The following is a 24,581-nucleotide window of genomic DNA, read 5'->3' as shown; positions in this document are numbered from 1 at the left end:
TGTTGCCAATAAGAGAAAACGTATCGGTCCGGATGATGTTCCTAAATATCAGGAAATCGCCAGCCCAAACCCCTGCATCAGGCGGCGAGTTGGAAAATCAACCCTCTTTGAGGTGAAGACAGCAAGATCGGCGCCTTCCGGCAGCGCCTCGCCGCGATTCTTGCCCTCGGTGTCAACGAGCAGCGAGAGCGCCCGTCGCGCGATCGCTTCGGCAGGATCGAGCCAATCGACCGGCCAAGGTGCCGTCTTGCGCATGCGGTTGGCCAGAAAGGGATAATGGGTGCAGGCAAGCACGACGATGTCGGTCCTGAGCTGGTCGTGTTCGACGAAGCACGGTGCGATCTCGATGCGCACGGCCTCTTCGTCGACAAAGCCCTCACGCATATAGACCTCGGCCAGTCCCGCCAGGCTGTCGCTGCCAACCAGGCGGACATGGCATTTCTGGGCCCATTTGCTGATCAGGTCGCGCGTATACTGACGCTTGACGGTGCCGGGCGTCGCCAGCACCGAAACCAGCCCGGAGCGCGTGCGTTCAGCCGCCGGCTTGATCGCCGGCACCGTGCCGACGAAAGGATGGCCGGGAAATCTTTCGCGCAAAGCATCGATAACCAGCGTCGAGGCGGTGTTGCAGGCGATGACCGAAATGGCCGGCGAAAACCGGGCGAGCAGCTTGCCGAACAGCTCCAATGTATGCGCCCTCAGTGCTGGTTCCTCCCAGGCGCCATAAGGGAACGCCGCGTCGTCGGCGACATAGACGAAGCGACGGTCGGGCATCAGCACGCGCGCTTCGCGCAACACCGTCAGGCCGCCGAGGCCGGAATCGAACATCAGGATCGGGCGGGCGCTTGAGGGATCGGTCATTGTCATTGTTTAGGAGAAAGGACTTGGATTACGAGAAAAGAGTGGGATTACGAGACAAGAGTGGGATTGCGAGAAAGGAACTCAGAGAGAAGGCTGGGACTACGGCAGGAAGATGGTCGCACATCCGATAGTCCATCATTCTGAAATGATGGGCCCCACCAAATAACATTCGGTTACTCCAGGCTGAACCTAGTCGTTGTCTTTCGCCTTGGCGGCGCGTGCTGCGGCTGCCGGAAGCCGTCTCGGATCGTCGCCCGGCGATCCGTCGCCGCGCGGCATGGCCGGCGAGAACCTGTCCAGCGATGATATTATACCGCGCAGCACCTTGAGCTCCTGCTCGGCGAAGCCGGCGCGCGTCAGCACCGCGCGCAGATTGTCGACCATCTTCGGCTTCTTCGGCGCCGGGCGGAAATAGCCGCGCGCCTCGAGCGCGCCTTCCAGATACGCGAACAGGCCGTGCAACTGTTCCTTGGTCGCCGGCATCATGTCAGGGCTGGAAAAATTGGTTTTCGTTTCATCTTCCAAACCCGACTTCATCCATTCATAGGACATCAGCAGGGCCGCCTGGGCGATGTTGAGCGAAGAGAAGGCGGGATCGACCGGGAAGGTGACGATCTCGTCGGCCAGGCCGACCTCGTCATTGTAGAGCCCAAACCGCTCGCGGCCGAACAGGATGCCGGTGCGCTGCCCGGCTTGCTGGCGTGCTCTCAACGCCCTGCCCGCCTCGACCGGTCCGCGCACCGGCTTGAAATTATCGCGCGCGCGCGCCGTGGTGGCGAAGACGAAGTTCAGGTCGGCAACCGCCGAGGCCAGATCGTCAAAGACCGTGACGGCATCGATGACATGGTCGGCGCGGCTCGCGGCAGCGCGCGCCTTCTCGCTTGGCCAGCCGTCGCGCGGATTGACGAGGCGCAGTTCGGCAAGGCCAAAGTTCGCCATGGCGCGCGCGACCATGCCGATATTCTCGCCGAGCTGTGGCTCGACGAGGATGATCGCCGGGCCTGCGGCAGGAGGGATGTCATTGCTGGCTTGCATGATTTTAATGAACTGCTGTTTGCGGCATTTCAGCGTCCCCTGCCATATCCGGCCGCGAAAATGAAGCTTTCACAAAGAGCGGCCAATGGCGGTGGTCGAGCCAGGCCGCGCGGATCGCCGTTTGCGCGGCCAAAAATGCTTTGATATACGGGCCGCATCCCCGGCCGAAGCCATGCGGGCAAGGCCGTTCCGATCCCCAACAATGAGGCATTCTTTCCATGGCGAAGATCAAGGTGGCGAACCCAGTCGTCGAACTCGACGGCGACGAGATGACCCGCATCATCTGGCAGTTCATCAAGGACAAGCTGATCCACCCCTATCTCGACCTCAAGCTTGAATATTACGACCTCGGCGTCGAACACCGCGACGCCACCAACGACCAGGTGACCATCGATTCGGCCAACGCCATCAAGAAGCATGGCGTCGGCGTGAAATGCGCGACGATCACGCCCGACGAGCAGCGCGTCGAGGAATTCAAGCTGAAGAAGATGTGGAAGTCGCCGAACGGCACGATCCGCAACATCCTCGGCGGCACCATCTTTCGCGAGCCGATCATCATGAAGAACGTGCCGCGGCTGGTGCCCGGCTGGACCAAGCCGATCATTGTCGGCCGTCATGCCTTCGGCGACCAGTACCGCGCCACCGACTTCCGCTTTCCCGGCAAGGGCAAGCTGACGATCAAGTTCGTCGGCGAGGACGGCAAGGTGATCGAGCATGAGGTGTTCGATGCGCCTGCCGCCGGCGTCGCCATGGCCATGTACAATCTCGACGAGTCGATCCGGGAATTCGCCCGCGCCTCGCTGAATTACGGCCTGCTGCGCAATTATCCGGTCTATCTCTCGACCAAGAACACCATCCTCAAGGCCTATGACGGCCGCTTCAAGGACATTTTCCAGGAAGTCTACGAGGCTGAGTTCGAAGCCGAATTCAAGGCGAAAAAGATCTGGTACGAGCACCGGCTGATCGACGACATGGTCGCCTCCAGCCTGAAATGGTCGGGCGGCTATGTCTGGGCCTGCAAGAACTATGATGGCGACGTGCAATCGGACACGGTGGCGCAAGGTTTTGGGTCGCTCGGCCTGATGACCTCCGTGCTGATGACACCGGACGGCAAGACGGTGGAGGCGGAGGCCGCGCATGGCACCGTCACCCGTCACTATCGCCAGCATCAGAAGGGCGAGGAAACCTCGACCAATTCGATCGCCTCGATCTTCGCCTGGACGCGCGGCCTCGCCCATCGCGCCAAGCTCGACGACAACGCCGACCTGAAGCGTTTTGCCGAGACGCTCGAAAGGGTTTGCATCCAGACCGTCGAGGCCGGTTTCATGACTAAGGACCTGTCGCTGCTGATCGGACCCGACCAGCCATGGCTTTCGACCACCGGCTTCCTCGACAAGATCGACGAGAATCTGCAGAAGGCGATGGCCTGACGGCCAAAACCCGGCAACATCGAAGGCTCCGAGAGGAGCCTTCTTCTTAGGGCAAGCAACGAGAGCGGAAGAAGGGGTGATCGATGACCAAGCCGATCCTCTACGGGGCGGACTACAGCGTCTATGTGCGCATCGTCCGCCTCGCGCTCGAGGAAAGGGCATCGACTACGAGCTCGTGCCGGTTGATGTCTTCGCGGCTGAAGGCATTCCCGGCTGGTACTTCGAGCACCATCCGTTTGGGCGCATCCCGGCCTTCGAGCATGACGGCTTTCGCCTGTTCGAAGCGAGCGCGATTGCGCGCTATGTCGACGAAGCGTTTGGTGGGCCGGCTTTGCAGCCGGTTGAGGTTCGGCCTCGCGCAACCATGAACCAGATCATCGGCATGCTCGACGCCTATGCCTATCGGGCGATGGTCTGGGATGTCGCTGTCGAGCGGCTGGAGAAGACGGCGCCTGACGAAGCCCTGATCGCCGACGGGCTTTTAAAGGCCCGCAAGACGTTGCAGGCGCTCTCCTCACTGAAAGCCCCGAGACCATGGCTGATGGGAAGCGAGTTGACGCTGGCCGACCTGCATGCAGCACCGATCATCGCCTATTTCGTCAAGGTGGCCGAAGGACGGGATCTGCTGGCCGAGTTCGCCGATATCCAGGCTTGGTGGGTTCGCATCGCCGAGCGCCCGAGTTTTGCCCGTACTGAAAAGGCCGGGTGAGGCGAAGCGGCCCCCGAATGGCAGCTGCTCATTCAGGAAGGTAGATTTCCGCCTTCATGAAGGTCTTCGCACGACCTACGATCAGCACGCGATCTCCAGCCAAGTCGCACAGCAAATGCCCGCCGCGCCGCGAGCATTGGAATGCCGACAGATGCGTCTTGCCGAGTTTTTCAGCCCAGTAAGGCACCAACGTTGCATGAGTGGAGCCAGTCACCGGATCCTCGGGAATGCCCGCCCCAGGCACGAAATAACGCGAGACGAAATCGTGGGCTCGCCCAGGCGCGGTAATGACCAGGCCAAGAGGATGAAGGGTTCCGATCCTGAGCAGATCGGGAACGAATGACCGTACGGATGCCTCGTCGGCAAGTTCGACAAACAGGTTTTCGAAATTGCGGAAGCTCGAAACAGGCGCCAGAGGAAGTATCTCTTGCAGCGCCAGCGTTAACTTCCCGCCGAGCGGCTGCGGCGGAAAACACGGCAGATCGAGCTGGTAGGCGCCTTCCCGCTGCGAAACCCGCAACTCACCCACCCGCGTGGCAAAGGCCATGTCGCCAGGCACATTGTGTTCCGCGGCCAATACATGGGCGGTCGCAAGAGTAGCATGGCCACAGAAGTCTACTTCATGAACCGGCGTGAACCAGCGCAAATCCCAACCCTTGCCATTCGGCCGCGCAAACGCGGTTTCAGCAAGATTGTTCTCGTTTGCGATGGCCTGCATCACATCGTCCGATAGCCAGTCTGCCAAAACGAGAACCGCAGCAGGGTTGCCTTGGAAAGCCCGTTCGGCAAAAGCGTCGACTTGATACATGGTCAACGTTGCCACATCATCCCCGCTGCCACTTCGGCCTCGCGTGCAGGTTCACGCAGCTTCGAGCGCAGCCTTCACCGCGGCAATCGCATCCTCGGCCTTCGAGGCATCCGGGCCACCGGCCTGGGCCATATCAGGCCGACCGCCGCCGCCCTGCCCGCCCAAGGCGGCGGATGCCACGCGCACCAGATCGACGGCGCTGAAGCGACCGGTCAGGTCGTCGGTGACGCCGACCACGACGCTCGCCTTGTTGTCCTCGCCAGCGCCAACGAAGACGACGATGCCGGAGCCGAGCGACTTCTTGCCGGCATCGGCGAGCGGCTTCAGATCCTTCGGCGAAACGCCGGATACCGCCTTACCGAGGAAACCGACACCGGCGATGGTTTCGTTTTCCGCAGGCACGCCGGATGGCGAGCGGTCGCCCAGCGCCAGCTTCTTGCGCGCCTCGGTCAGTTCCTTCTCGAGCCTCTTGCGCTCATCGAGCAGCGCCTCGACGCGCGCCGGCACATCGGCCGGCGATATCTTCAGCGTGGCAGCGACCGCCTTCAGCCGTTTGTCCTGCTCGTCCAGATGCTTTCTGGCCGCCTCCCCGGTCAACGCCTCGATACGGCGCACGCCGGCGGCGACAGCGCTGTCCGACACGACGCGCACCAGACCGATATCGCCGGTCGCCCTGACATGCGTGCCGCCGCAGAGCTCGACCGAATAGGGCCGGTTGGCCTTGGCGCCATGCAGGCCCGTACCCATCGAAACGACGCGCACTTCGTCGCCATACTTCTCGCCGAACAGCGCCATGGCGCCCTCCGCAATGGCATCGTCAACCGACATCAGCCGCGTAGTGACCGGGCTGTTCTGCACGACGATCTCGTTCGCCATCCGCTCGACCTCTTCGAGCTCGTCCGGCGAAATCGGCTTGTTGTGCGAGATGTCGAAGCGCAGACGCTCGGGCGCGACCAGCGAGCCCTTCTGCGCGACATGGGTGCCAAGCACCTCGCGCAGCGCCTCATGGATCAGATGCGTCGCGGAATGGTTCGCGCGCAGCCTGGAGCGACGCGCATGGTCGACCTTCAGCTGGACGGTTGCGCCCGTATTGACCGTGCCGTTGACCACCTTGCCGAGATGCACGAACAGCCCATCGGCCTTCTTCTGCGTATCGGAGATCTCGATCGAGAACCCCTCGCCTGAAATGGTGCCGGTATCGCCCATCTGGCCGCCGGACTCGCCATAGAACGGCGTCTGGTTGACAACCACGGCAACGGCGTGGCCCTTGGCCGCGCTGTCGACGGTCTTGCCGTCCCTGACCAGCGCCTGGATGATGCCTTCCGCCTGCTCGGTCTCGTAGCCGAGGAATTCGGTGGCGCCGTTCTTCTCGCGCACCGGGAACCACACCGTTTCGGTCGCGGCCTCGCCGGAACCTGCCCAGCTCTTGCGCGCCTCGGCCTTCTGCTGCTCCATCGCATTGGTGAAGCCGGCAAGGTCGACCGAGATGTTGCGCTGACGCAGCGCGTCCTGTGTCAGGTCGAGTGGAAAGCCATAGGTGTCGTAGAGTTTGAAGGCTGTCTCGCCATCCAGCATGTCACCGGCGCCTAGCCTTTCCGTCGCCTCCGAAAGCAGGCCCAAGCCGCGCACCAGGGTCTTGCGGAAACGGGTTTCTTCAAGCTTCAGCGTCTCGGTGATCATCTGTTCGCCGCGCAGCAGTTCCGGGTAGGCCTGGCCCATCTCGCGCACCAGCGCCGGCACCAGGCGCCACATCAGGGGATCGCGGGCACCGAGCAACTGCGCATGGCGCATGGCGCGGCGCATGATGCGACGAAGCACATAGCCGCGGCCTTCATTGGACGGCAGCACACCGTCGGCCACCAGGAAGCAGGATGAACGCAAATGGTCGGCGATGACGCGGAACGATGCGACGGTGTCCGCATCCGGACCGCGGCCGAGCGCGGATGACGCAGCGTCGATCAGGTGACGGAACAGGTCGGTTTCGAAGACGCTCTCCGCTCCTTGCAGAATGGAGGCCATGCGCTCCAGGCCCATGCCGGTGTCGATCGACGGGCGCGGCAGGTCGATGCGCTCGTCCTTCGTCACCTGTTCATACTGCATGAACACCAGGTTCCAGAATTCGAGGAAACGGTCGCCATCCTCCTCGGGGCTGCCGGGAGGGCCGCCCCAGATGTGCTCGCCACGGTCGATGAAGATTTCCGAGCACGGTCCGCAAGGTCCGGTATCGCCCATTGCCCAGAAATTGTCCGAGGTCGGAATGCGGATGATGCGATCGTCGGAAAAGCCGGCGATCTTCTTCCAGAAGTCGGCGGCCTCGTCATCGGTGTGATAGACGGTGACCAGCAGCTTGTCCTGCTTCAGCCCGAACTCCTCGGTGATCAGGTTCCAGGCAAGCTCGATGGCGCGTTCCTTGAAATAGTCGCCGAATGAGAAATTGCCGAGCATCTCGAAGAAGGTCAGGTGGCGCGCCGTGTAGCCGACATTGTCGAGGTCATTGTGCTTGCCGCCGGCGCGTACGCTCTTCTGAGCCGTCGTAGCACGCGAATAGGGCCGCTTTTCCAGGCCGGTGAAGACGTTCTTGAACTGCACCATGCCGGCGTTGGTGAACATCAGCGTCGGGTCGTTGCGCGGCACCAGCGGGCTCGACGCGACGACCTCATGACCCTCCTTGCGGAAATAGTCGAGGAATGTCGACCGGATCTCGTTCACGCCACTCATGAATAATTCTGCCTTCTGGAGAGAATCGCCGGCCCGGCCGACGGTAAATGGGGTCTTCATTTTAGAAGATGGACTTGGCCTTTTAGCGATCACGCCGCAGCCTGTCCAGAAACACGGAATTGGGCCAATTCGTGCCGCTTGCCGGTCGTCTCCGCGCTACATCTGAAACGCAAACCGCCGGCGCTAAGCCGGCGGTTTGAAACGCAACAATACAGAACTCGATTACATAAGCTGGAGGTGATGAACCGGGATTATGGCCAAACTCTGGCCACCACTGAGGCCTTACATCGCGCCAGCTTCATCCTCGAAACCATCGTCGCCGCCTTCGGAACCACCACTCTCGAGGAATTTCTCCGCGATCAGCCCGGCATTCTGCCTCAGCGCCAGCTCGATCTCGCGCGCCGTGTCGGGATTGTCGCGCAGGAACAGTTTGGCGTTCTCACGGCCCTGGCCGAGACGCTGCGAATTGTAGGAGAACCAGGCGCCCGACTTCTCGACCACACCGGCCTTGACGCCGAGGTCGACCAGCTCGCCGGTCTTGGACACGCCCTCGCCATACATGATGTCGAACTCGACCACCTTGAAGGGCGGCGCCAGCTTGTTCTTGACCACCTTGACGCGGGTCTGGTTGCCGACGACCTCGTCGCGATCCTTGACCGAGCCGATGCGGCGAATGTCGAGCCGCACCGAAGCATAGAATTTCAGCGCGTTGCCGCCGGTCGTGGTCTCGGGTGAGCCGAACATGACGCCGATCTTCATGCGAATCTGGTTGATGAAGATGACCATGGTGTTGGAGCGCGAGATCGAGGCGGTCAGCTTGCGCAGCGCCTGGCTCATCAGGCGGGCCTGCAGGCCGGGCAGCGAATCGCCCATCTCGCCCTCGATTTCGGCGCGCGGCGTCAGCGCCGCGACCGAATCGACCACCAGCACGTCGATGGCACCGGAACGCACCAGCGTGTCGCAGATCTCCAGTGCCTGCTCGCCGGTGTCAGGCTGCGAGATCAGGAGGTTTTCCAGATCGACGCCAAGCTTGCGGGCATAGACCGGGTCGAGTGCGTGCTCGGCATCAACGAAGGCGCAGATGCCGCCCTTCTTCTGGGCTTCGGCCACCGTGTGTAGCGCCAGCGTCGTCTTGCCCGAGCTTTCCGGCCCATAGATCTCGACGATGCGGCCGCGCGGCAGACCGCCGACACCAAGCGCGATATCGAGGCCGAGAGAGCCGGTCGGCACCGTTTCGATCTCGACGACCTGCTCGTTTGCGCCGAGCCGCATGATCGAGCCCTTGCCGAAAGCACGCTCGATTTGCGACAGCGCCGCATCCAGAGCCTTTGATTTGTCCACTGCCTTGTCCTCTACAAGCCGCAAAGAATTCTGAGCCATGATACATCACCCCTTGGTCGTCAATGAAGGCCGGACAATCCGTAATCCTTCTTAATTTGTACCTTATTTGTTCTCGTTTGGCAAGAGGCATCAAATGGCTGAAAAACAAACGATATCCGTATTTGTTCTTTTTTTGTTTCGCATTTTTCGGCTCGGATCTATCCCGCACCCTCGGCGGGATCGTGGTGCCATCTTCCGAATCGCGCCGTAGGTTGCCGGGTTGCGCCGGACAACCTAGTCTCCACCCGGCAATCAGCAAAGGTCATCTCGCCGGCATGACGAAGTCGCCGACAATCCTGGCCGTAGGCGGCGCCTATATAGACCGACGCGGCCAGGTCTCGGGCGCTTTTGTGTCGGCGGCGTCAAATCCCGGCACGATGCGTGAGGCTGTCGGCGGCGCCGTCTTCAATGCCCTGCGCAGCGCCGTGCGGCGCGGCGTCTCCGGGTCGCTGCTTTCGGTGCGCGGCGGCGATGCTCCGGCCGATACGGTGTCGCGCGCCATCCATGCTGCCGGCATTGCCGATCTGTCCGCGGTGTTCCTCGATCGCGCGACGCCGAGCAACACGATGCTGGTCGACGGCGACGGCGCGCTGATCGTCGGCCTTGCCGACATGGCGCTCTACGATCTGGCGCTTGCCAAGCAGATCCGCCGCGCCAAGGTGCGCGAGGCCATCGACACTGCCGATGCGGTCCTGTGCGACGCTAACCTGCCGTCGACGGCGTTGGAGCGGCTGGTGGCGCTTGCCGCCGGCAAGCCGGTCTTCGCCCTTGCCGTCTCACCGGCCAAGGCGACGCGGCTCGCGCCGATGCTCGGCAGTCTGGCGCTGGTCTTCATGAACCGGCGCGAGGCCGTCGCACTCGCCGATGTCGATACCGGCGCCGCGGAGCAAGACGTCGTCGACGGTCTGAGGCGCGCGGGCCTCAAAGGTGGCGTGGTGACGGCCGATGACGGTCCGGTGCTGGGTTTCGACGAAGCCGGCGCCTTCTCGATCCTGCCGCCAGGAAAGGTCTCGGACAGCGCCGGCGATGCGCTGGCGGGTGCAACGGTGGCTGCCCTGCTCAACGGCCTGATACTGCGCGCAGCACTGCGCGAAGGCGTTGCCGCGGCGATGGTTGCCGTCGAGGGTACGGGGCTTGCGCCGGCTTTCACGGCTGCGAGTTTTGCCGACGCGCTGACGCTTGTGCCCGAGGCACGGGAAATTGCCAGCGGGGAGGCCGCCTACTTGCCGGCCCGCCGCCCCGCCTCATAGGCCCGGCGCGCCCACACCGCCATCTCGTCCGGATCGTCGAAGGCACTGTCGGGAATGCTCCAATACGGCATCGAGACCAGCTTGCCATGCCTCGAGCCGGTATAAGTCCATTGCCGGCAGCCGGCCGCTTCGAATTCCGGCGCACTTTCGGCGTCGGCCTTCAGCAAAAGTTCGCCACGAAGGACGATCGCCACGATGACGCCGTCGAAATAAATGCCCTTGCCACCGAACAGTTTTCGTATGCTGACCGGGCCAAGCCCTTCGAAAAGCTCGGCGATGCGTTCATTGTCCATGCGTCGATCATGTCACCCGGATTTCTCCTTGTCATCGCCGCGACCAGCACCATCCTGACAAGTTGAGACCAATTTCGTCGGAGTTTTGTCATGCCGCTTCTGCTCAAAGGGTCCTGCCGGTGCAATGCCGTCCGCTTCGAGGTGGAAAGCCCCACGCCGGTGCCGTTCATGCTGTGCTACTGCTCGATCTGCCGCAAGCAGCAGGGCGGCGGCGGCTTTGCCATCAATCTCGGCGCCGATTTCGACACGTTGAAAATCAAGGGCAAGCGCCATCTTGGCGTCTACCAGGCGGAGATCGAGGACGACGAACATCCGCAATGCGAGATTTCGTCAGGCGAGCGGAATTTCTGCAGGAAATGCGGATCGGCACTCTGGCTCTACGATCCGACCTGGCCGGAGTTGGTCCATCCCTTCGCCTCGGCGATCAACACAGATCTGCCGAAACCGCCTGAAAAGGTGCACCTCATGCTGAAATACAAGGCGAACTGGGTCGAGCCCGATATCGGCAAGGATGACAAGAGCTTCGATGTCTATCCCGAGGAGTCGATCGCCGACTGGCACAAGCGGACGGGAATGTGGGTGGACTGACCGCTCAGGCCGAAGCGCGTGCCTCGGCCAAGGCCTTCAGATCGGCCGGCTTGAGCTCAACCGATTCGCCGCAGCCGCAGGCCGAGCTCTGGTTCGGGTTGCGGAAGGTGAAGCCGGTGCGCAGCGTCGTCTGCTCGAAATCCATCTCGGTACCGAACAGGAAAAGCGCTGCCTCAGGCGCGACATAGACATGGGCGCCGTCGCGCTCGATATGGTCGTCCTTGGTGTTTGGCTCGGTCACCAGATCGACCGTGTATTCCATGCCGGCGCAACCGCCCTTCTTGATGCCAAGGCGAATGCCGTGCGCATTCTCACGGGTCGCGACGATCTCGCGCACCCTGTCGGCAGCCTTTTCGGTCATCGTGATGACGGCGAAGCGTCCCATCTTTTTCTTTCTCCATTGCGCGCAGGTTCAAGGCCTGCCGAATGATTCCTCACCTAAAATGGTGAAATTTTCTGCCCGGCGCAAGTACGCCCATCAATACCAGCCGACCGCCACCTGCGCCTCTTCCGACATGCGGTCGGGCGACCAGGGCGGGTCGAAGGTCATGTTGACCTCGACGCCGGACACGCCTTCGACGGCGCCGACGGCGTTTTCCACCCAGCCGGGCATTTCGCCGGCGACCGGGCAGCCGGGCGCGGTCAGCGTCATGTCGATCTTGACCGAGCGGTCGTCCTCGATGTCGATCTTGTAGATCAGACCGAGCTCGTAGATATCGGCTGGGATTTCCGGATCGTAAACCGTCTTCAGCGCCGAGACGATGTCGTCGGTCAGCCGCGCCAGTTCGTCGGCGGGAATGGCCGAGGCGGAAACCAGACCGTTGGCAGTCGTTTCCGAAGTGGTCTCAGCGGTATGGCTGGCATCATCCATGATCGTCACCCGAAAAACTTTCGCGCTTTTTCGAGCGCATCGGCCAAAGCGTCGACTTCGGCCCTGGTATTATACATGCCGAACGATGCCCTGCATGTGGAGGTTACGCCGAAGCGTTTCAACAGCGGCTGAGCGCAATGGGTGCCGGCGCGAACGGCAACGCCCTGCCGATCGATCACCATCGACACGTCGTGGGCATGAATGCCTTGCAATTCGAAGGAGATGATGGCGCCCTTGTCAGGCGCGTCGCCGAAGATGCGCAGCGAATTGATGGCCCGCAGCCGCTGATGTGCATAGTCTTTCAAATCGGCCTCGTGGGCGGCGATGCGCTCGCGGCCGATCTTTTCCATGTATTCCAGCGCAGCACCCAGCCCGATCGCCTGCACGATCGGCGGCGTGCCTGCCTCGAAGCGGTGCGGCGGATCGTTGTAGGTGACGATATCCTCCGTCACCTCCTCGATCATCTCGCCGCCGCCCATGAACGGGCGCATGCGCTCCAGCATGTCCTTCTTGCCATAGAGCACGCCGATGCCCGAGGGACCGTAGACCTTGTGGCCGGTGAAGACGAAGAAATCGCAGTCGAGATCCTGGACGTCGATCGGCATATGCACGGCGCTTTGGCTGCCGTCGACCAGCACCGGAATGCCGCGCGCATGCGCAATGCGGACGATCTCCTTGATCGGCGTCACCGTGCCCAGCGCATTCGACATGTGCGTGATGGCGACCAGCTTGGTGCGATCGGTCAGCCGCTTCTCGAACTCCTCGATGTGGAAGACGCCGAGATCGTCGACCGGCACCCAGACCAGCTTGGCGCCTTGGCGCTCGCGGATAAAATGCCACGGCACGATGTTGGAATGGTGCTCCATGATCGACAGGACTATTTCGTCGCCCTCCCCGATATTCGGCATGCCATAACCATAAGCAACGGTGTTGATCGCCGCGGTGGTGTTCGAGGTGAAGACGATGTTGTCGGTGGTGGGCGCGTTGAGGAAACGGCGCACCGTCTCACGCGCTTTTTCATAGGCATCGGTCGCGGCATTCGACAGGAAATGCAGGCCGCGATGGACGTTGGCGTATTCCTGGGAATAAGCGTGCTGGATGGTGTCGAGCACGACCTGCGGCTTCTGCGCCGAGGCGCCATTGTCGAGATAGACCAGCGGTTTGCCGTAGACTTCCCGCGACAGGATCGGGAAGTCGCGGCGGATCGCCTCTACGTCGTAGGGGATGTTTTCGACTTTCTGGTCCATCACAAGCTCTCTCGAAGCACCGCCTCATTCCGTCCAGCACCCCTCATCCGACCGAGCTTCGCTCGGCCACCTTCTCCCACAAGGGGAGAAGGTCAGGCGCTCACCCGTGCGCGACGAACCAGCCGTCGAGCCTCGTTTCCAGCGCCTCGACGATCGTTTCGTCGTCCAGATCCTCGATCACCTCGGCGACGAACGCCTTCACCAACAGGCCACGGGCCGACTTCTCGTCGATGCCACGCGCCATCAGGTAGAACAGGTGGTTGTGGTCGATCTCGGTGACGGTCGCGCCATGGCCGCAGACGACGTCGTCGGCGAAGATTTCGAGCTCAGGCTTGGTCGAGAATTCGCCATCGTCCGACAGGAGCAGCGTGTTGCAGGCCATCTTGGCGTTGGTCTTCTGCGCATATTGGTGGACGTTGATGCGGCCCTGGAAGACGCCGCGCGCCTGGCCGGTGACCACATTGCGGATCACTTCCGTCGAAGTCGTATGCGGCACCGCATGGTCAAGGACCATGGTGACGTCGGTATGGGTGTCACCAGCCAGCAGATTGATGCCGCGCAGCGTGAAATCGGCGCCTTCGCCTGTCGTCTTGACGACGACCTCCTGTCGCACCAGTTTGCCGCCGGCATTCATCACGAACAGCGTCAGCTTCGCACCCTTGCCGAGATGCGCCTTGAACTGGGCAAGATGCGTCGCGGTATCCGGCTGCTCCTGCACGATCAGCCACGTCACGTCGGCACCCGCGCCGAGCAGAAGCTGGCTGACCGAGCTGACCAATGCGGCGCCCTCACCCGTCTGGCGCTCGACGATAACAGCCTTGGCGCCGGCACCGACGCGCACAGTCAGGCGCACATGGGTCTGGCCGCCGGATTGCAGGTTCTGCAGTTCGATCGGCTTGTCCAGTTCGGTGCCGTCGGCGATGTCGACAAAATAGCCGTCGGCGACAAAGGCGGTGTTCAGCGCGCCGATCGCGTCATCGGCGCCATAGGTATCGAGCCCGGGCGCGATGCTGCCGTCGGTCAGTTTCTCCGACAGGCGCTGCACGGTAACGCCTTCGACCGCGGAAACCTTCGCGCTCGACACGCCATTCAGCACCGGCAGAACGGCGGAGCCTTCAACGATCGGTGCAATGGCTTTCGGGGCGGCTGCGGGATCGAAGTCCGGAACCGAAGTCAGCAGGCGGCGCAGGTCGGTGTAGTGCCAGGATTCGATGCGCCGCGTCGGCAGGCCGCTCTTGATCGCCTCGATGGCGTCATCGCGCTTCAGCATCACCGCGCCGTCGCCAGGCAGCAGCGACAGCCGCTCGCTGAAGGCGTCGATCAGCGCCGTTTCGGCCGGGGTTCGCTGGGGTTGAGTATGCATATTCATCAGTATCGCCTTGTTTGGCTTGCCTTCTTGGCCTTCTGGCATCTCACGCGGCTTGGCCGATCACGCCGGCATAGCCATTGGCCTCGAGGTCGAGTGCCAGCGACTTGTCGCCCGACTTGATCACCTGGCCCTTGTAGAGCACGTGCACACTATCAGGCACGATATGTTGGAGCAGGCGCTGGTAGTGGGTGATGACGACGATGGCGCGGTCCGGCGAGCGCAGCGCGTTGACGCCGTCCGAGACGATCTTGAGCGCATCGATATCGAGGCCGGAATCGGTCTCGTCGAGCACGCAAAGCTTCGGTTCCAGCAGCTTCATCTGCAGGATCTCGGCGCGCTTCTTCTCGCCGCCGGAGAAGCCGACATTGAGCGGCCGCTTCAGCATCGCCATGTCCATGTTGAGCGAGGCCGCCGCCTCCTTCACCCGCTTCAGGAATTCCGGGATCTTCAGCGGCTCCTCGCCGCGCGCCTTGCGCTGCTCGTTCATCGCCACTTTCAGGAATTCCATGGTCGCCACGCCCGGTATCTCCATCGGATATTGGAACGCGAGGAAAATGCCCGCCGTGGCACGCTCGGCCGGATCCATTTCGAGGATCGACTGGCCGTTATAGAGGATGTCGCCTTCGGTGACCTCATAGTCCTCGCGCCCGGCGAGGATATAGGACAGCGTCGACTTGCCCGAGCCGTTCGGACCCATGATGGCGGCGACCTCGCCGGCTTTCACCGTCAGGTTCAGGCCGCGGATGATCTCGGTGCCGTCGTCGACGATGCGGGCATGAAGGTTTCTGATTTCAAGCATTTGTCTTTTTCCTGAAAATTTTTGTCCGGTCAGCCGACCGAGCCCTCGAGGCTGATGCCGATAAGCTTCTGCGCCTCGACTGCGAATTCCATCGGCAGTTGCTGGATGACGTCCTTGACGAAGCCGTTGACGATCAGCGCGATCGCCTCTTCTTCCGGAATGCCGCGCTGCATGACGTAGAACTTCTGGTCCTCGGAGATTTTCGACGTCGTCGCCTCGTGCTCGAACTGTGCCGTGGCGTTCTTGGCTTCCATGTAGGGCACGGTGTGCGCGCCGCACTGGTCGCCGATCAGCAGCGAGTCGCAGTTGGTGAAGTTACGGGCGTTGGTCGCCTTGCGGTGTGCCGAGACCTGGCCGCGATAGGTGTTCTGCGAGAAGCCGGCAGCAATGCCCTTGGAGATGATGCGGCTCGACGTGTTCTTGCCCAAATGGATCATCTTGGTGCCGCTATCGACCTGCTGGTAGCCGTTCGACACGGCGATCGAATAGAACTCGCCGCTGGAATCGTCGCCGCGCAGGATGCAGCTCGGATATTTCCAGGTGATGGCCGAGCCGGTCTCGACCTGCGTCCACGAAATCTTCGAACGGTGGCCCCGGCAGTCACCGCGCTTGGTGACGAAATTGTAGATGCCGCCCTTGCCCTCGGCGTCGCCGGGATACCAGTTCTGCACCGTCGAATATTTGATCTCGGCATCGTCGAGCGCGATCAGCTCGACCACCGCGGCGTGAAGCTGGTTCTCGTCGCGCTGCGGCGCCGTGCAGCCTTCGAGGTAGGAGACGTAAGCCCCCTCCTCGGCGATGATCAGCGTGCGCTCGAACTGGCCGGTGTTCTTCTCGTTCATGCGGAAATAGGTCGACAGTTCCATCGGGCAGCGCACGCCCTTGGGCACGAAGACGAAGGAGCCGTCGGTGAACACGGCAGAGTTCAGCGTGGCGTAGAAATTGTCGGAGGTCGGCACGACCGAACCGAGATATTTCTGCACCAGTTCCGGATGCTCGCGGATGGCTTCCGAGATCGAGCAGAAGATGACGCCGGCCTGCGCCAGCTCCTTTTTGAAGGTGGTGACGACGGACACGGAATCGAACACGGCATCGACCGCAACGCGGCCGGACTTATAGACATTGTCGCTGGGTTCCTCGAGTTCCGACGCATCGGTCTTCTGCACGCCGGCGAGGATTTCCTGTTCCCTCAGCGGGATACCGAGCTTTTCATAGACCCTCAACAGTTCAGGATCGACGTCGCTCAGCGATGTCGGTCCCGGCGTGCTCTTGGGCGCCGCGTAATAGTAGAGGTCCTGGAAATCGATCTTCGGATAATGGACGCGTGCCCACTTCGGCTCGTCCAGCGTCACCCAGCGCCGATAGGCCTCCAGACGCCATTCCAGCATCCAGGACGGCTCGTCCTTTTTCGCGGAGATGAAGCGGATGATGTCTTCGCTCAGGCCCTTTGGGGCCTTGTCCATCGCGATTTCGGTCTGGAATCCGTATTTATATTGGTCGACGTCGATCTTTCGGACCCGATCGATCGTGTCCTGCACAGCAGGCATATGCGTTCTCCATCCACGCCGGGGTCAAGGCCCGGCAGTTTTCAAACTATGGCACCGCGAAACGAGTGCCCGTGGGCAACCAAGACGGCGTAAGTTCCATATAGTGCGTTCCTGCCGGAAATTCACCCGGCCACCACGAAACGCACGGCTCTACCAGGCCGGAAGGCCTGCATCATTCTGCCGCACTCAGGCAGCTTCTTCCCTGCCTGCGCGGCGCGAGGCGATACCTGTCAGCGCGGCACGGAACAGTTCGATGTCCTCGGCACTCGTTGCGTGGCCAATGGACACGCGCAAAGCACCAAGGCTGTCGCTGTGTCCCATGGCTTTCAGCACATGGCTCGGGCCGACCTTGCCAGACGAACAGGCCGATCCGGCCGACAGCGCGACGCCGGCCAGGTCGAAGGCGATCTGCGCCGTCTCAGCCTTGATGCCCGCAATAGCGAAGAATGTCGTGTTGGCAAGCCTCGGCGCGCCGGTTCCAAAGATTTCCGCATCGGGGACCAGCGTTTTCACGATGGCCTCGATCTCGTCGCGGCGGCGACCAACCGCATCGATGCTTTTCAATCCGGTCACGGCTTCCCGCGCCGCCGCGCCAAAACCGGCAATGCCTGCCAGGTTCTCGGTGCCGCCGCGATGGCCCTTTTCCTGGCCGCCGCCATTAATCAAGGGCTTCGGCGTCATCAGGTCCGCGGCGGCAACGATGGCGCCGACGCCCTTGGGGCCGCCGATCTTGTGCGAGGACAGAATCAAATAATCCGCATAACCCGCTGACATGTCGATCGGAATGCGGCCCGCCGCCTGCACGGCGTCGACGACCAGGATGCCGCCCGCCGCCTTGACGATCTCGGCGACGCGGTCGATGGGCTGGATGACGCCGGTCTCGTTATTGGCGGCATGGATCGCCACCAGCGGCAGACCGTCTGCCTTGTCGTGACCGCCAAGTGCAGCCGCCAACGCGTCCAGCCCGACGACGCCGTCGGCGTCGACGCCGATGCGCGTCACCAGGGCTGCCGGAAACCGCCCGCCATTCAGCACACAAGGATGATCGGCTTCGCAGACATAGACCCTGTCCACGCGGACAGTGCCGCGGCCCATCTGCCAATCCGGCGCCAGCAGCGTCGAGGCGGCTTCAGTCGCACCGGAGGTGAACACGACGTGCTCGGCCCTGGCGTTGACCAGTGCTGCCACATCGCGCCTCGCATTCTCGATCAGCCGCCGTGCGGCGCGACCTTCGGCGTGGACCGACGACGGGTTGGCGGCGGCATCGAGCGCGGCAACCATTGAGGCGCGCGCCGCGGCAAGCAGCGGCGCGCTGGCATTATAGTCGAGATAGGCGCGTCTTCCGGCCATTTTCGTTTCGATCGGTCCCTTCAATAGCCATTCCACTGGGATAGCGCGTTATTTCCTTGAAATTGCAAGGCAAGCCGTCCTATTTACGCGACTTGCGGCGCGGGTGGCCGAGCCACGATTTTTTCGGCCATCCAGTTTTGAACAATTCTAAACTAGCTTCTAGAAAGACGCTCGCCCTGCGTCAAGGCCATAGGAAGAGTTGTTCCGGGCGCCGCGCATTCATATGCCATGTGGAGTATTTTATGCCTGAGGTCATTTTCACCGGTCCGGCCGGTCGCCTGGAGGGTCGCTATCAGCCTTCCAAGGAAAAGAGTGCGCCGATTGCCATCATCCTGCATCCGCACCCCCAGTTCGGCGGCACGATGAACAACAAGATCGTCTACGACCTCTTTTACATGTTCCAGAAGCGGGATTTCACCACGCTTCGCTTCAATTTCCGCGGCATTGGCCGCAGCCAGGGCGAATTTGACCACGGCACCGGCGAATTGTCGGATGCGGCCGCGGCGCTCGACTGGGTGCAGTCGCTGCATCCGGACTCCAAGAGCTGCTGGGTCGCCGGCTATTCGTTCGGCTCCTGGATCGGCATGCAGCTTCTGATGCGCCGGCCGGAGATCGAAGGCTTCATCTCGATCGCGCCACAGCCCAACACCTATGATTTCTCGTTCCTGGCGCCCTGCCCGTCGTCCGGCCTCATCATCCACGGCGATGCCGACAAGGTGGCGCCGCCGAAGGACGTGCAGGGGCTCGTCGACAAATTACACACGCAAAAGGGCATCACCATCACCCAGAAGACCTTGCCCGGCGCCAACCATTTCTTCTCCAACGATGCGGACCTCCTGCTCCAGGAATGCGCGGACTATCTCGATCGCCGGCTGGCCGGTGAATTGTCCGACCCGCGGCCGAAACGGCTGAGATAACAGCGATGTACCAGCCCCCTCATTTCCAGGAAACACGGCAGGACGTGCTGCACGGGCTGATCCGCGCCCATCCGCTTGGCCTGCTGATTTCAAATGGAACCGAGGGGCCGGTCGCCAACGCGATCCCGTTCCTGCTCGACGCCCCCTCCCTGCTCGACGCCGAAGTGCCGCCGAACGGCAGGTTGCGCGCCCATCTGGCGCGAGCCAATCCGCAGTGGCGGCTGCTGGCCGACAGCCCGGCATCGCCGGTGCTGGTCGTCTTCCAGGGCACCGACGCCTATGTGACACCGTCCTGGTACGAGACCAAGCGCGAGACCGGCAAGGTCGTGCCGACCTGGAACTACGCCATCGTCCAGGTGCGCGGCACCGTCAAGGTGATCGAGGACCAGGACTGGCTGGCACAGCAGATTGCCGATTTGACCGCGTCACAGGAAGGTGCTCGCGAAGCACCGTGGGCAGTGACCGACGCGCCAGCCACCTTCATCCAGTCGCAGATCAAGGGCATCGTCGGGCTGGAACTCGAGATCACGGACATGCAAGGCAAGTGGAAGGTCAGCCAGAACCGGCCGATTGTCGACCGTAGCGGTGTCGCCGAGGGGCTTGAGAGCGAGAGCCCGAGCTCGCCCGACATGGTCCGGCTGGTACGATCCTATGGCGGGCTGGACGGAGCGTAATCTTCGCCGCCGGCAGGTCGCTCAATCGACCTTCGTCATCGCTGCCTTGCGCTCATTGGCGATCAGCCAAAGATTGCGGATGTAGATGAACAGGCCCATGCCCTGGCCGGCGATGAACACCGGATCCTGCCGCTGGATGGCATAGATCAGCAGCAGACTGCCGCCGAACAGCGAAAAGAACCAGAAAGCGATCGGCACCACGCTGCGCTTGGCTTTTTCCGATGCGATCCACTGCACGAGGAAGCGCATCGAAAAAAAGAACTGAGCGACGAAGCCGAGCAGAATCCACGTATCGAACTGCCTGACGAAAACCTCGTGAAGCCAGGTCATCAATTCCTGAAGCACGTTAGCCATGCCTGATTTCCTCTGTTTTTGGCATTCTCCGGCGCCTGCGGCGCAGCCACCAGACACCGGCGAGATCGAGCACTCCCTGCAGGCCGCGATCGAAGATCCCGTAATTCGACTTGCCGTGCCGGCGAGAGCGGTCGACGACGTCGCAATGCACGACCCGATACCCCTCCTGGATGACGAGCGCCGGAACAAAGCGGTGCGTGCCGTCGAAGAACGGCAATTTCCTGAGGATATCGGTATGGATCGCCTTCAGGCCGCAGCCCGTGTCGCGGGTCTCGTCATGGAGGATGGCCTTTCTCAGCCAATTGGCAAAACGGGACGCCAGTTGTTTGATCTTGCTGTCACGGCGCTTCAGGCGCTCTCCTTGCGCAACACCGAAATCGGGACCGGCCTGCCGCAGGGCGTCGACCAGCACCGGAATGTATTTCGGATCGTTTTGGCAGTCGCCGTCGATCGTGGCGACGATATCGCCGCGGGCCGCCCATGCGCCCGAACGCACCGAGAGAGACTGGCCGGCGGATTTCTCATGCCTGAGGTGGCGGAGCGGAAACGGGCGAAGTGCCGCCTGGGCGGCAAGCACCGAAGCGGTCTCGTCCGTCGAACCATCATTGACGACGATCACCTCGAAATCGCGTCCGGCCATCGCCGCCCCGATCTCGTCGAGCAGAAGCGGCAGGTTCGCCGCCTCGTTCCGGCAAGGGATGACGATGGATATCTCCGGCATGTCGCGTCGGGCTCTGTCACAGGATATGGCATTCGATTCGATGCCGTGCGGTGCCGTTCCAGCGGACTGGATACTGCAAGAACCCGCTGGCGCGGCGCCTCATTACGCCAGCCCAAACGATGAAGCAAGCATCTGCACGCCATCCGTGCGGGCCGCAGAACCGGATTCCCCTTTTGCTGAGCGCGCCCCTTTTGCTGAGCGCGCCCCTTTTGCTGAGCGCGCTTGGATGCTAAACGCCCGCGTTCACGCATACCATGCCCGATCCGCTTCGGTCGGGCGCTTTCGGGAAAGTAAAGATGTCCGCCTTCAAATCCGATTTCCTGCGCATAATGAGCGAGCGCGGTTTCATCCATCAGATTTCGGATGATACCGGCCTCGACCAGCTTTTCGCCAAGGAAACGGTGACCGCCTATGTCGGCTACGACGCCACGGCGACCAGCCTTCATATCGGCAATCTGATTTCGGCGACCATGCTCTACTGGCTGCAGGAGACCGGCCACCGGCCGATCGCCCTGATGGGCGGCGGCACCTCGATGATCGGCGACCCTTCCTTCCGCGACGACCAGCGCCAGCTTTTGACGCCCGAGGCGATCGCCGCCAACATCGAGGGCATCAAGCGCATTTTCGGCCGCATTCTGCGTTTCGGCGACGGGCAGAACGACGCGATCATGGTCAACAATGCGGACTGGCTGATGAAGCTCAATTATGTCGAATTCCTGCGCGATGTCGGCCGGCATTTTTCGGTCAACCGCATGCTGACCTTCGACAGCGTCAAGCTGAGGCTCGATCGCGAACAATCGCTGTCGTTCCTCGAATTCAACTACATGATCCTGCAGGGTTACGATTTCGTCGAGCTCAGCCGTCGCTATGGCTGCCGCCTGCAGATGGGAGGATCCGACCAGTGGGGCAACATCATCAACGGCGTCGATCTCGGGCACCGGATGGGCACGCCGCAGCTCTACGCGCTGACCACCCCGCTGCTGACGACCTCGTCAGGCGCCAAGATGGGCAAATCGGCCAAGGGCGCGGTCTGGCTGAACGGGGATCTCTACTCGCCCTATGATTTCTGGCAGTACTGGCGCAACACCGAGGATGCCGACGTTGCGCGCTTTCTGAAGATTTTCACCCGTCTGCCGCTGCCCGAAATCGCACGGCTCGCCGCCCTTGGCGGCTCGGAGATCAACGAAGCCAAGAAAGTCCTGGCCACCGAAACGACAGCCATCGTGCACGGCCGCGAGGCAGCAGAGCAAGCCGAGGAGACCGCACGCAAGACGTTCGAAGAAGGCGCGCTGGCCGAAACGCTACCGACCGTCGAGGTGGGCAAGGCCGATCTGGAAAGCGGCGTCGGAATATTGTCGCTGTTAGTCACCGCCGGGCTTGCCGCGTCCAACGGCGAGGCGCGGCGGCATATCCAGGGCGGCGCCGTGCGCCTGAACGACCAGCCTGTATCCGACGATCGCCGGTTGGTGACACTTCAGGATCTCGGCCCGGAAGAGGTCGTAAAACTTTCGCTCGGTAAGAAAAAACACGTTCTGGTGCGGCCGGTCTGACCGGTCGCCTGATCCTCTGATAAAGTAAGCGGACGCGCGGCTTAGAGGCTCGGAATGTCAGAAGCGGACCTTCAGGAGGGCTGCCTGCCATCGACGTGAACTGCCCTTGCCGCGCCGGATTCCCTTCCCGAAAGAGGATGTCGGTCGCAATCAGAACTGATAGCCGGAACATCGCACGAGCGGGTATTATTGCATGCGCAGTTAGTGTCATGTTGCTGGGCTCTCCAGCCCTTCCACCAGCGTGCTCAAGGCCGCATCCAAGGGGGCCGATCCCACCTTCTCGGGCACCAGGAGCCCATCGATCGCAAGCATGGTCATGCCGTGGATGAGCCCCCAGCCGGCTGCCGCCTGACCTTGTATAGGCCGCTTGCGAATGCTCCCCGCGGCTTGGCCGCGCCGGAGGATTTCGAGGAGAACATCGAATACCGCCAGCGCCCGCTCATTGAGATGCATTCCCACCGCTTTCCCCTCCTCCGCGCTAAACATCAGGCGGTAGAGAGCGGGGTTGTCCGTTCCGAACGCGACGTAGGCACGAGCTATCGGAGCAATTTCGTCGCGCAGAGTTTTGGCCGCCTTGGGCTTCGCAGCCGCTAGGGACGCGCGCAACCGGTCGAACCCAATCATGGCGATCTCCGCAAGCAGCGCGGCCTTGTCGGGGAAGTGCTTATAGGGTGCCGCGTGGCTTACGCCAGCTCGGCGGGCGACTTCCCGCAGCGTGAACTGCCAGCCTTTCTCCTCCCGAAGCATATCCAACGCCGTCTCGATAACCGCACGACGGAGATCACCGTGGTGATAGGGACGGTTGGGTGCGTCCTGCATGGTACCTCAAAGTTTCTTGTGAATACATTGTTGACAGTGGCTACTTAAGGGGCTACATCAAGGGCGTAAGTTTCTCCTGTCTACATCGGAGTGAACAATGAACGCAATCGCAAAAATCATCGACGCTGATCGGCTAGGCAGCCTCCTCGCGGCCCAGCGTGCTGCCTTCCTGCGTGACGGAGCGCCTTCGCTGGCGCAGCGACGCGCCGATCTGACCAAGTTTCGAGCCGCGATCATCGGGCATCGCAAGGCGATCGCCATCAATGCCGATTTCGGGCATCGCTCAAGGTATGAGACAGCGATCATGGAGGTTGGAGGGGTCGCCGAGGGCACAAAGTATCTGATCCGCAACCGTCGCAAATGCGCATCGCTCATGAGGAGATCTTCGGCCCGATCCTGCCGATCTTTTCCTACCGCGACGTCGAAGAAGCGATCGCCTATGTGAACGCCCGGCCCCGGCCGCTCGCGCTCTACTATTTCGGTGCCGATGACGAAGACCGACGCATGGTGCTGAGCCGAACAACCTCAGGCAACGTCACTATCAACGGGACGATCATGCACATCGCCCAGGATGACTTGCCCTTCGGCGGCGTCGGGGCCAGCGGCATGGGCGCTTACCACGGCGTCGAGGGCTTCCGTACCCTCAGCCATGCCAAGGGGATCTATGAGCAGGGCCGTTGGAACCTCTCCAATCTCCTGCGCGCGCCCTTCAGACAGCCGATCGATACCATCCTCAACATTGATGCTCCGGTGATCAGCATGCCGTCATCAAGTCAGGCTCAGGAGTATCAGCACATGACCACCCACACGTCGTTGCCGCTACGCGGCTCATGCGAATGCGGCGCCTGCTCGTTCGAGGTGCATACCTCGCCGAAAGCCAGGTTCCGGTGCCACTGCCTGATCTGCCAGGCGTTCAACGGCAAACCGTTCGCGGATGTGGTCGCCGTTCGCGGCAAGGATGTCGTGCTGAAAAACGCCGGCAATATCTCATTCAAGAAATACCGTCCGCCGCCGAACTTCAATCGCGGGGTTTGCCGGACTTGCGGCAAGCCGGTTGTGGAGGTTGCGGGCGTCGGGCCGTTCAAGGTGATGTTCATCCCGGCCAGCAATTTCGAGCCCGAGGCCCGGCTGCCGCCGGTTCGGATGGATGTATTCTATCACCGTCGTGTGCTGGACATGCCCGATAGCTTGCCCAAATACAGCGGCTATTTCCCGAGCGAGTTGGCGATCGGGAAAATGATCATAAGTGGCTTGTGAAACGGCGAGTCGATCTATTTGGGTATCATGCACG

The 24,581-nt window shown here is 62.0% G+C and carries 24 protein-coding genes and 1 pseudogene; 9 read left to right on the top strand and 16 right to left on the bottom strand.

Going from position 1 to position 24,581, the window contains the following annotated elements:
* Nucleotides 1-48: 48 nt before the first annotated feature.
* Nucleotides 49-861 carry a glutamate racemase gene (murI, locus tag AC0L26_RS06235; protein WP_473631760.1) on the bottom strand — a complete coding sequence of 271 codons (813 nt, stop codon included), beginning with the start codon at nt 859-861 and terminating at the stop codon, nt 49-51.
* Between the two features lie 189 nt (nt 862-1,050).
* Entirely contained in the window at nt 1,051-1,896 is an 846-nt protein-coding gene (locus AC0L26_RS06230; protein ID WP_473631759.1) for an RNA methyltransferase, read from the bottom strand.
* A 218-nt stretch (nt 1,897-2,114) separates the two neighbouring features.
* Here AC0L26_RS06230 and AC0L26_RS06225 point away from each other — a divergent pair, with 218 nt between their 5' ends.
* Entirely contained in the window at nt 2,115-3,326 is a 1,212-nt protein-coding gene (locus tag AC0L26_RS06225; RefSeq protein WP_473631758.1) for an NADP-dependent isocitrate dehydrogenase, read from the top strand.
* 83 nt (nt 3,327-3,409) lie between these two features.
* Nucleotides 3,410-4,035: pseudogene (locus tag AC0L26_RS06220) on the top strand (glutathione S-transferase family protein).
* A gap of 28 nt (nt 4,036-4,063) precedes the next feature.
* Here AC0L26_RS06220 and AC0L26_RS06215 read toward each other — a convergent pair.
* The 3 genes from AC0L26_RS06215 to recA form a co-directional block, all read right to left on the bottom strand.
* Entirely contained in the window at nt 4,064-4,858 is a 795-nt protein-coding gene (locus AC0L26_RS06215) for a PhzF family phenazine biosynthesis protein (RefSeq protein WP_473631757.1), read from the bottom strand.
* Nucleotides 4,859-4,894: 36 nt separating this feature from the next.
* Nucleotides 4,895-7,561: an alanine--tRNA ligase gene (alaS, locus tag AC0L26_RS06210; RefSeq protein ID WP_473631755.1), complete on the bottom strand. Its 2,667-nt coding sequence runs from the start codon at nt 7,559-7,561 to the stop codon at nt 4,895-4,897.
* 282 nt (nt 7,562-7,843) lie between these two features.
* Nucleotides 7,844-8,941 carry a recombinase RecA gene (gene recA / locus AC0L26_RS06205; protein WP_473631754.1) on the bottom strand — a complete coding sequence of 366 codons (1,098 nt, stop codon included), beginning with the start codon at nt 8,939-8,941 and terminating at the stop codon, nt 7,844-7,846.
* 275 nt (nt 8,942-9,216) lie between these two features.
* Here recA and AC0L26_RS06200 point away from each other — a divergent pair, with 275 nt between their 5' ends.
* On the top strand, nt 9,217-10,191 hold the full coding sequence (locus tag AC0L26_RS06200; protein ID WP_473631753.1) for a carbohydrate kinase family protein: 975 nt from the start codon (nt 9,217-9,219) through the stop codon (nt 10,189-10,191).
* On the opposite strand, the gene AC0L26_RS06195 is transcribed toward AC0L26_RS06200, so the two are convergent.
* Nucleotides 10,161-10,484, bottom strand: a complete 324-nt coding sequence (locus AC0L26_RS06195) for a TfoX/Sxy family protein (protein ID WP_473631752.1) — start codon at nt 10,482-10,484, stop codon at nt 10,161-10,163. The genes AC0L26_RS06200 and AC0L26_RS06195 overlap by 31 nt on opposite strands.
* Nucleotides 10,485-10,574: 90 nt before the next feature.
* On the opposite strand from AC0L26_RS06195, the gene AC0L26_RS06190 reads away from it, so the two are divergent.
* Nucleotides 10,575-11,072 (top strand): GFA family protein, encoded by a 498-nt coding sequence (locus tag AC0L26_RS06190; protein WP_473631751.1) that lies wholly within the window; start codon nt 10,575-10,577, stop codon nt 11,070-11,072.
* Between the two features lie 4 nt (nt 11,073-11,076).
* Here the strand turns inward: AC0L26_RS06190 and sufA are convergent, their stop codons facing one another.
* The 7 genes from sufA to AC0L26_RS06155 form a co-directional block, all read right to left on the bottom strand.
* Nucleotides 11,077-11,457, bottom strand: a complete 381-nt coding sequence (gene sufA, locus AC0L26_RS06185) for a Fe-S cluster assembly scaffold SufA (protein WP_006206001.1) — start codon at nt 11,455-11,457, stop codon at nt 11,077-11,079.
* A gap of 93 nt (nt 11,458-11,550) precedes the next feature.
* Nucleotides 11,551-11,943 (bottom strand): SUF system Fe-S cluster assembly protein, encoded by a 393-nt coding sequence (locus AC0L26_RS06180; RefSeq protein WP_292393203.1) that lies wholly within the window; start codon nt 11,941-11,943, stop codon nt 11,551-11,553.
* 5 nt (nt 11,944-11,948) lie between these two features.
* Nucleotides 11,949-13,190, bottom strand: a complete 1,242-nt coding sequence (locus tag AC0L26_RS06175; protein WP_473631750.1) for a cysteine desulfurase — start codon at nt 13,188-13,190, stop codon at nt 11,949-11,951.
* A gap of 100 nt (nt 13,191-13,290) precedes the next feature.
* A complete protein-coding gene (gene sufD / locus AC0L26_RS06170; RefSeq protein WP_473631749.1) occupies nt 13,291-14,559 on the bottom strand; it encodes a Fe-S cluster assembly protein SufD in 1,269 nt (422 codons plus the stop codon).
* A 43-nt stretch (nt 14,560-14,602) separates the two neighbouring features.
* Nucleotides 14,603-15,358 (bottom strand): Fe-S cluster assembly ATPase SufC, encoded by a 756-nt coding sequence (gene sufC / locus AC0L26_RS06165; protein WP_473631748.1) that lies wholly within the window; start codon nt 15,356-15,358, stop codon nt 14,603-14,605.
* A gap of 29 nt (nt 15,359-15,387) precedes the next feature.
* A complete protein-coding gene (gene sufB, locus AC0L26_RS06160; protein WP_352934898.1) occupies nt 15,388-16,905 on the bottom strand; it encodes a Fe-S cluster assembly protein SufB in 1,518 nt (505 codons plus the stop codon).
* Nucleotides 16,906-17,091: 186 nt separating this feature from the next.
* Nucleotides 17,092-18,255: a cysteine desulfurase family protein gene (locus AC0L26_RS06155; protein WP_473631747.1), complete on the bottom strand. Its 1,164-nt coding sequence runs from the start codon at nt 18,253-18,255 to the stop codon at nt 17,092-17,094.
* A 242-nt stretch (nt 18,256-18,497) separates the two neighbouring features.
* Here AC0L26_RS06155 and AC0L26_RS06150 point away from each other — a divergent pair, with 242 nt between their 5' ends.
* Entirely contained in the window at nt 18,498-19,172 is a 675-nt protein-coding gene (locus AC0L26_RS06150) for an alpha/beta hydrolase (protein WP_027154148.1), read from the top strand.
* 5 nt (nt 19,173-19,177) lie between these two features.
* Nucleotides 19,178-19,846, top strand: coding sequence for an FMN-binding negative transcriptional regulator (locus tag AC0L26_RS06145; RefSeq protein WP_473631746.1), 669 nt, complete (start codon nt 19,178-19,180; stop codon nt 19,844-19,846).
* A 21-nt stretch (nt 19,847-19,867) separates the two neighbouring features.
* Here the strand turns inward: AC0L26_RS06145 and AC0L26_RS06140 are convergent, their stop codons facing one another.
* Nucleotides 19,868-20,200 (bottom strand): lipid-A-disaccharide synthase N-terminal domain-containing protein, encoded by a 333-nt coding sequence (locus tag AC0L26_RS06140; protein ID WP_354493418.1) that lies wholly within the window; start codon nt 20,198-20,200, stop codon nt 19,868-19,870.
* Nucleotides 20,193-20,921, bottom strand: coding sequence for a glycosyltransferase family 2 protein (locus AC0L26_RS06135; RefSeq protein ID WP_473631745.1), 729 nt, complete (start codon nt 20,919-20,921; stop codon nt 20,193-20,195). The genes AC0L26_RS06140 and AC0L26_RS06135 overlap by 8 nt, the downstream gene beginning before the upstream one ends.
* A 296-nt stretch (nt 20,922-21,217) precedes the next feature.
* On the opposite strand from AC0L26_RS06135, the gene tyrS reads away from it, so the two are divergent.
* Entirely contained in the window at nt 21,218-22,471 is a 1,254-nt protein-coding gene (gene tyrS, locus AC0L26_RS06130; RefSeq protein WP_473631744.1) for a tyrosine--tRNA ligase, read from the top strand.
* Between the two features lie 207 nt (nt 22,472-22,678).
* Here tyrS and AC0L26_RS06125 read toward each other — a convergent pair whose 3' ends face one another.
* Nucleotides 22,679-23,290: a TetR/AcrR family transcriptional regulator gene (locus AC0L26_RS06125; RefSeq protein ID WP_473631743.1), complete on the bottom strand. Its 612-nt coding sequence runs from the start codon at nt 23,288-23,290 to the stop codon at nt 22,679-22,681.
* Between the two features lie 97 nt (nt 23,291-23,387).
* On the opposite strand from AC0L26_RS06125, the gene AC0L26_RS06120 reads away from it, so the two are divergent.
* Both AC0L26_RS06120 and AC0L26_RS06115 read left to right on the top strand, forming a co-directional pair.
* Nucleotides 23,388-23,735, top strand: coding sequence for a hypothetical protein (locus AC0L26_RS06120; protein WP_473631742.1), 348 nt, complete (start codon nt 23,388-23,390; stop codon nt 23,733-23,735).
* Complete coding sequence (locus AC0L26_RS06115; protein ID WP_473631741.1) at nt 23,651-24,547, top strand: GFA family protein; 897 nt, start codon at nt 23,651-23,653, stop codon at nt 24,545-24,547. Before AC0L26_RS06120 ends, AC0L26_RS06115 begins: the two co-directional genes overlap by 85 nt.
* Nucleotides 24,548-24,581 lie beyond the last annotated feature (34 nt).

The organism is Mesorhizobium sp. WSM4823 (genome assembly GCF_055811195.1).
Note: the sequence above shows the minus strand (reverse complement) of the source record. Positions and strands in the feature narration are given on the sequence as shown.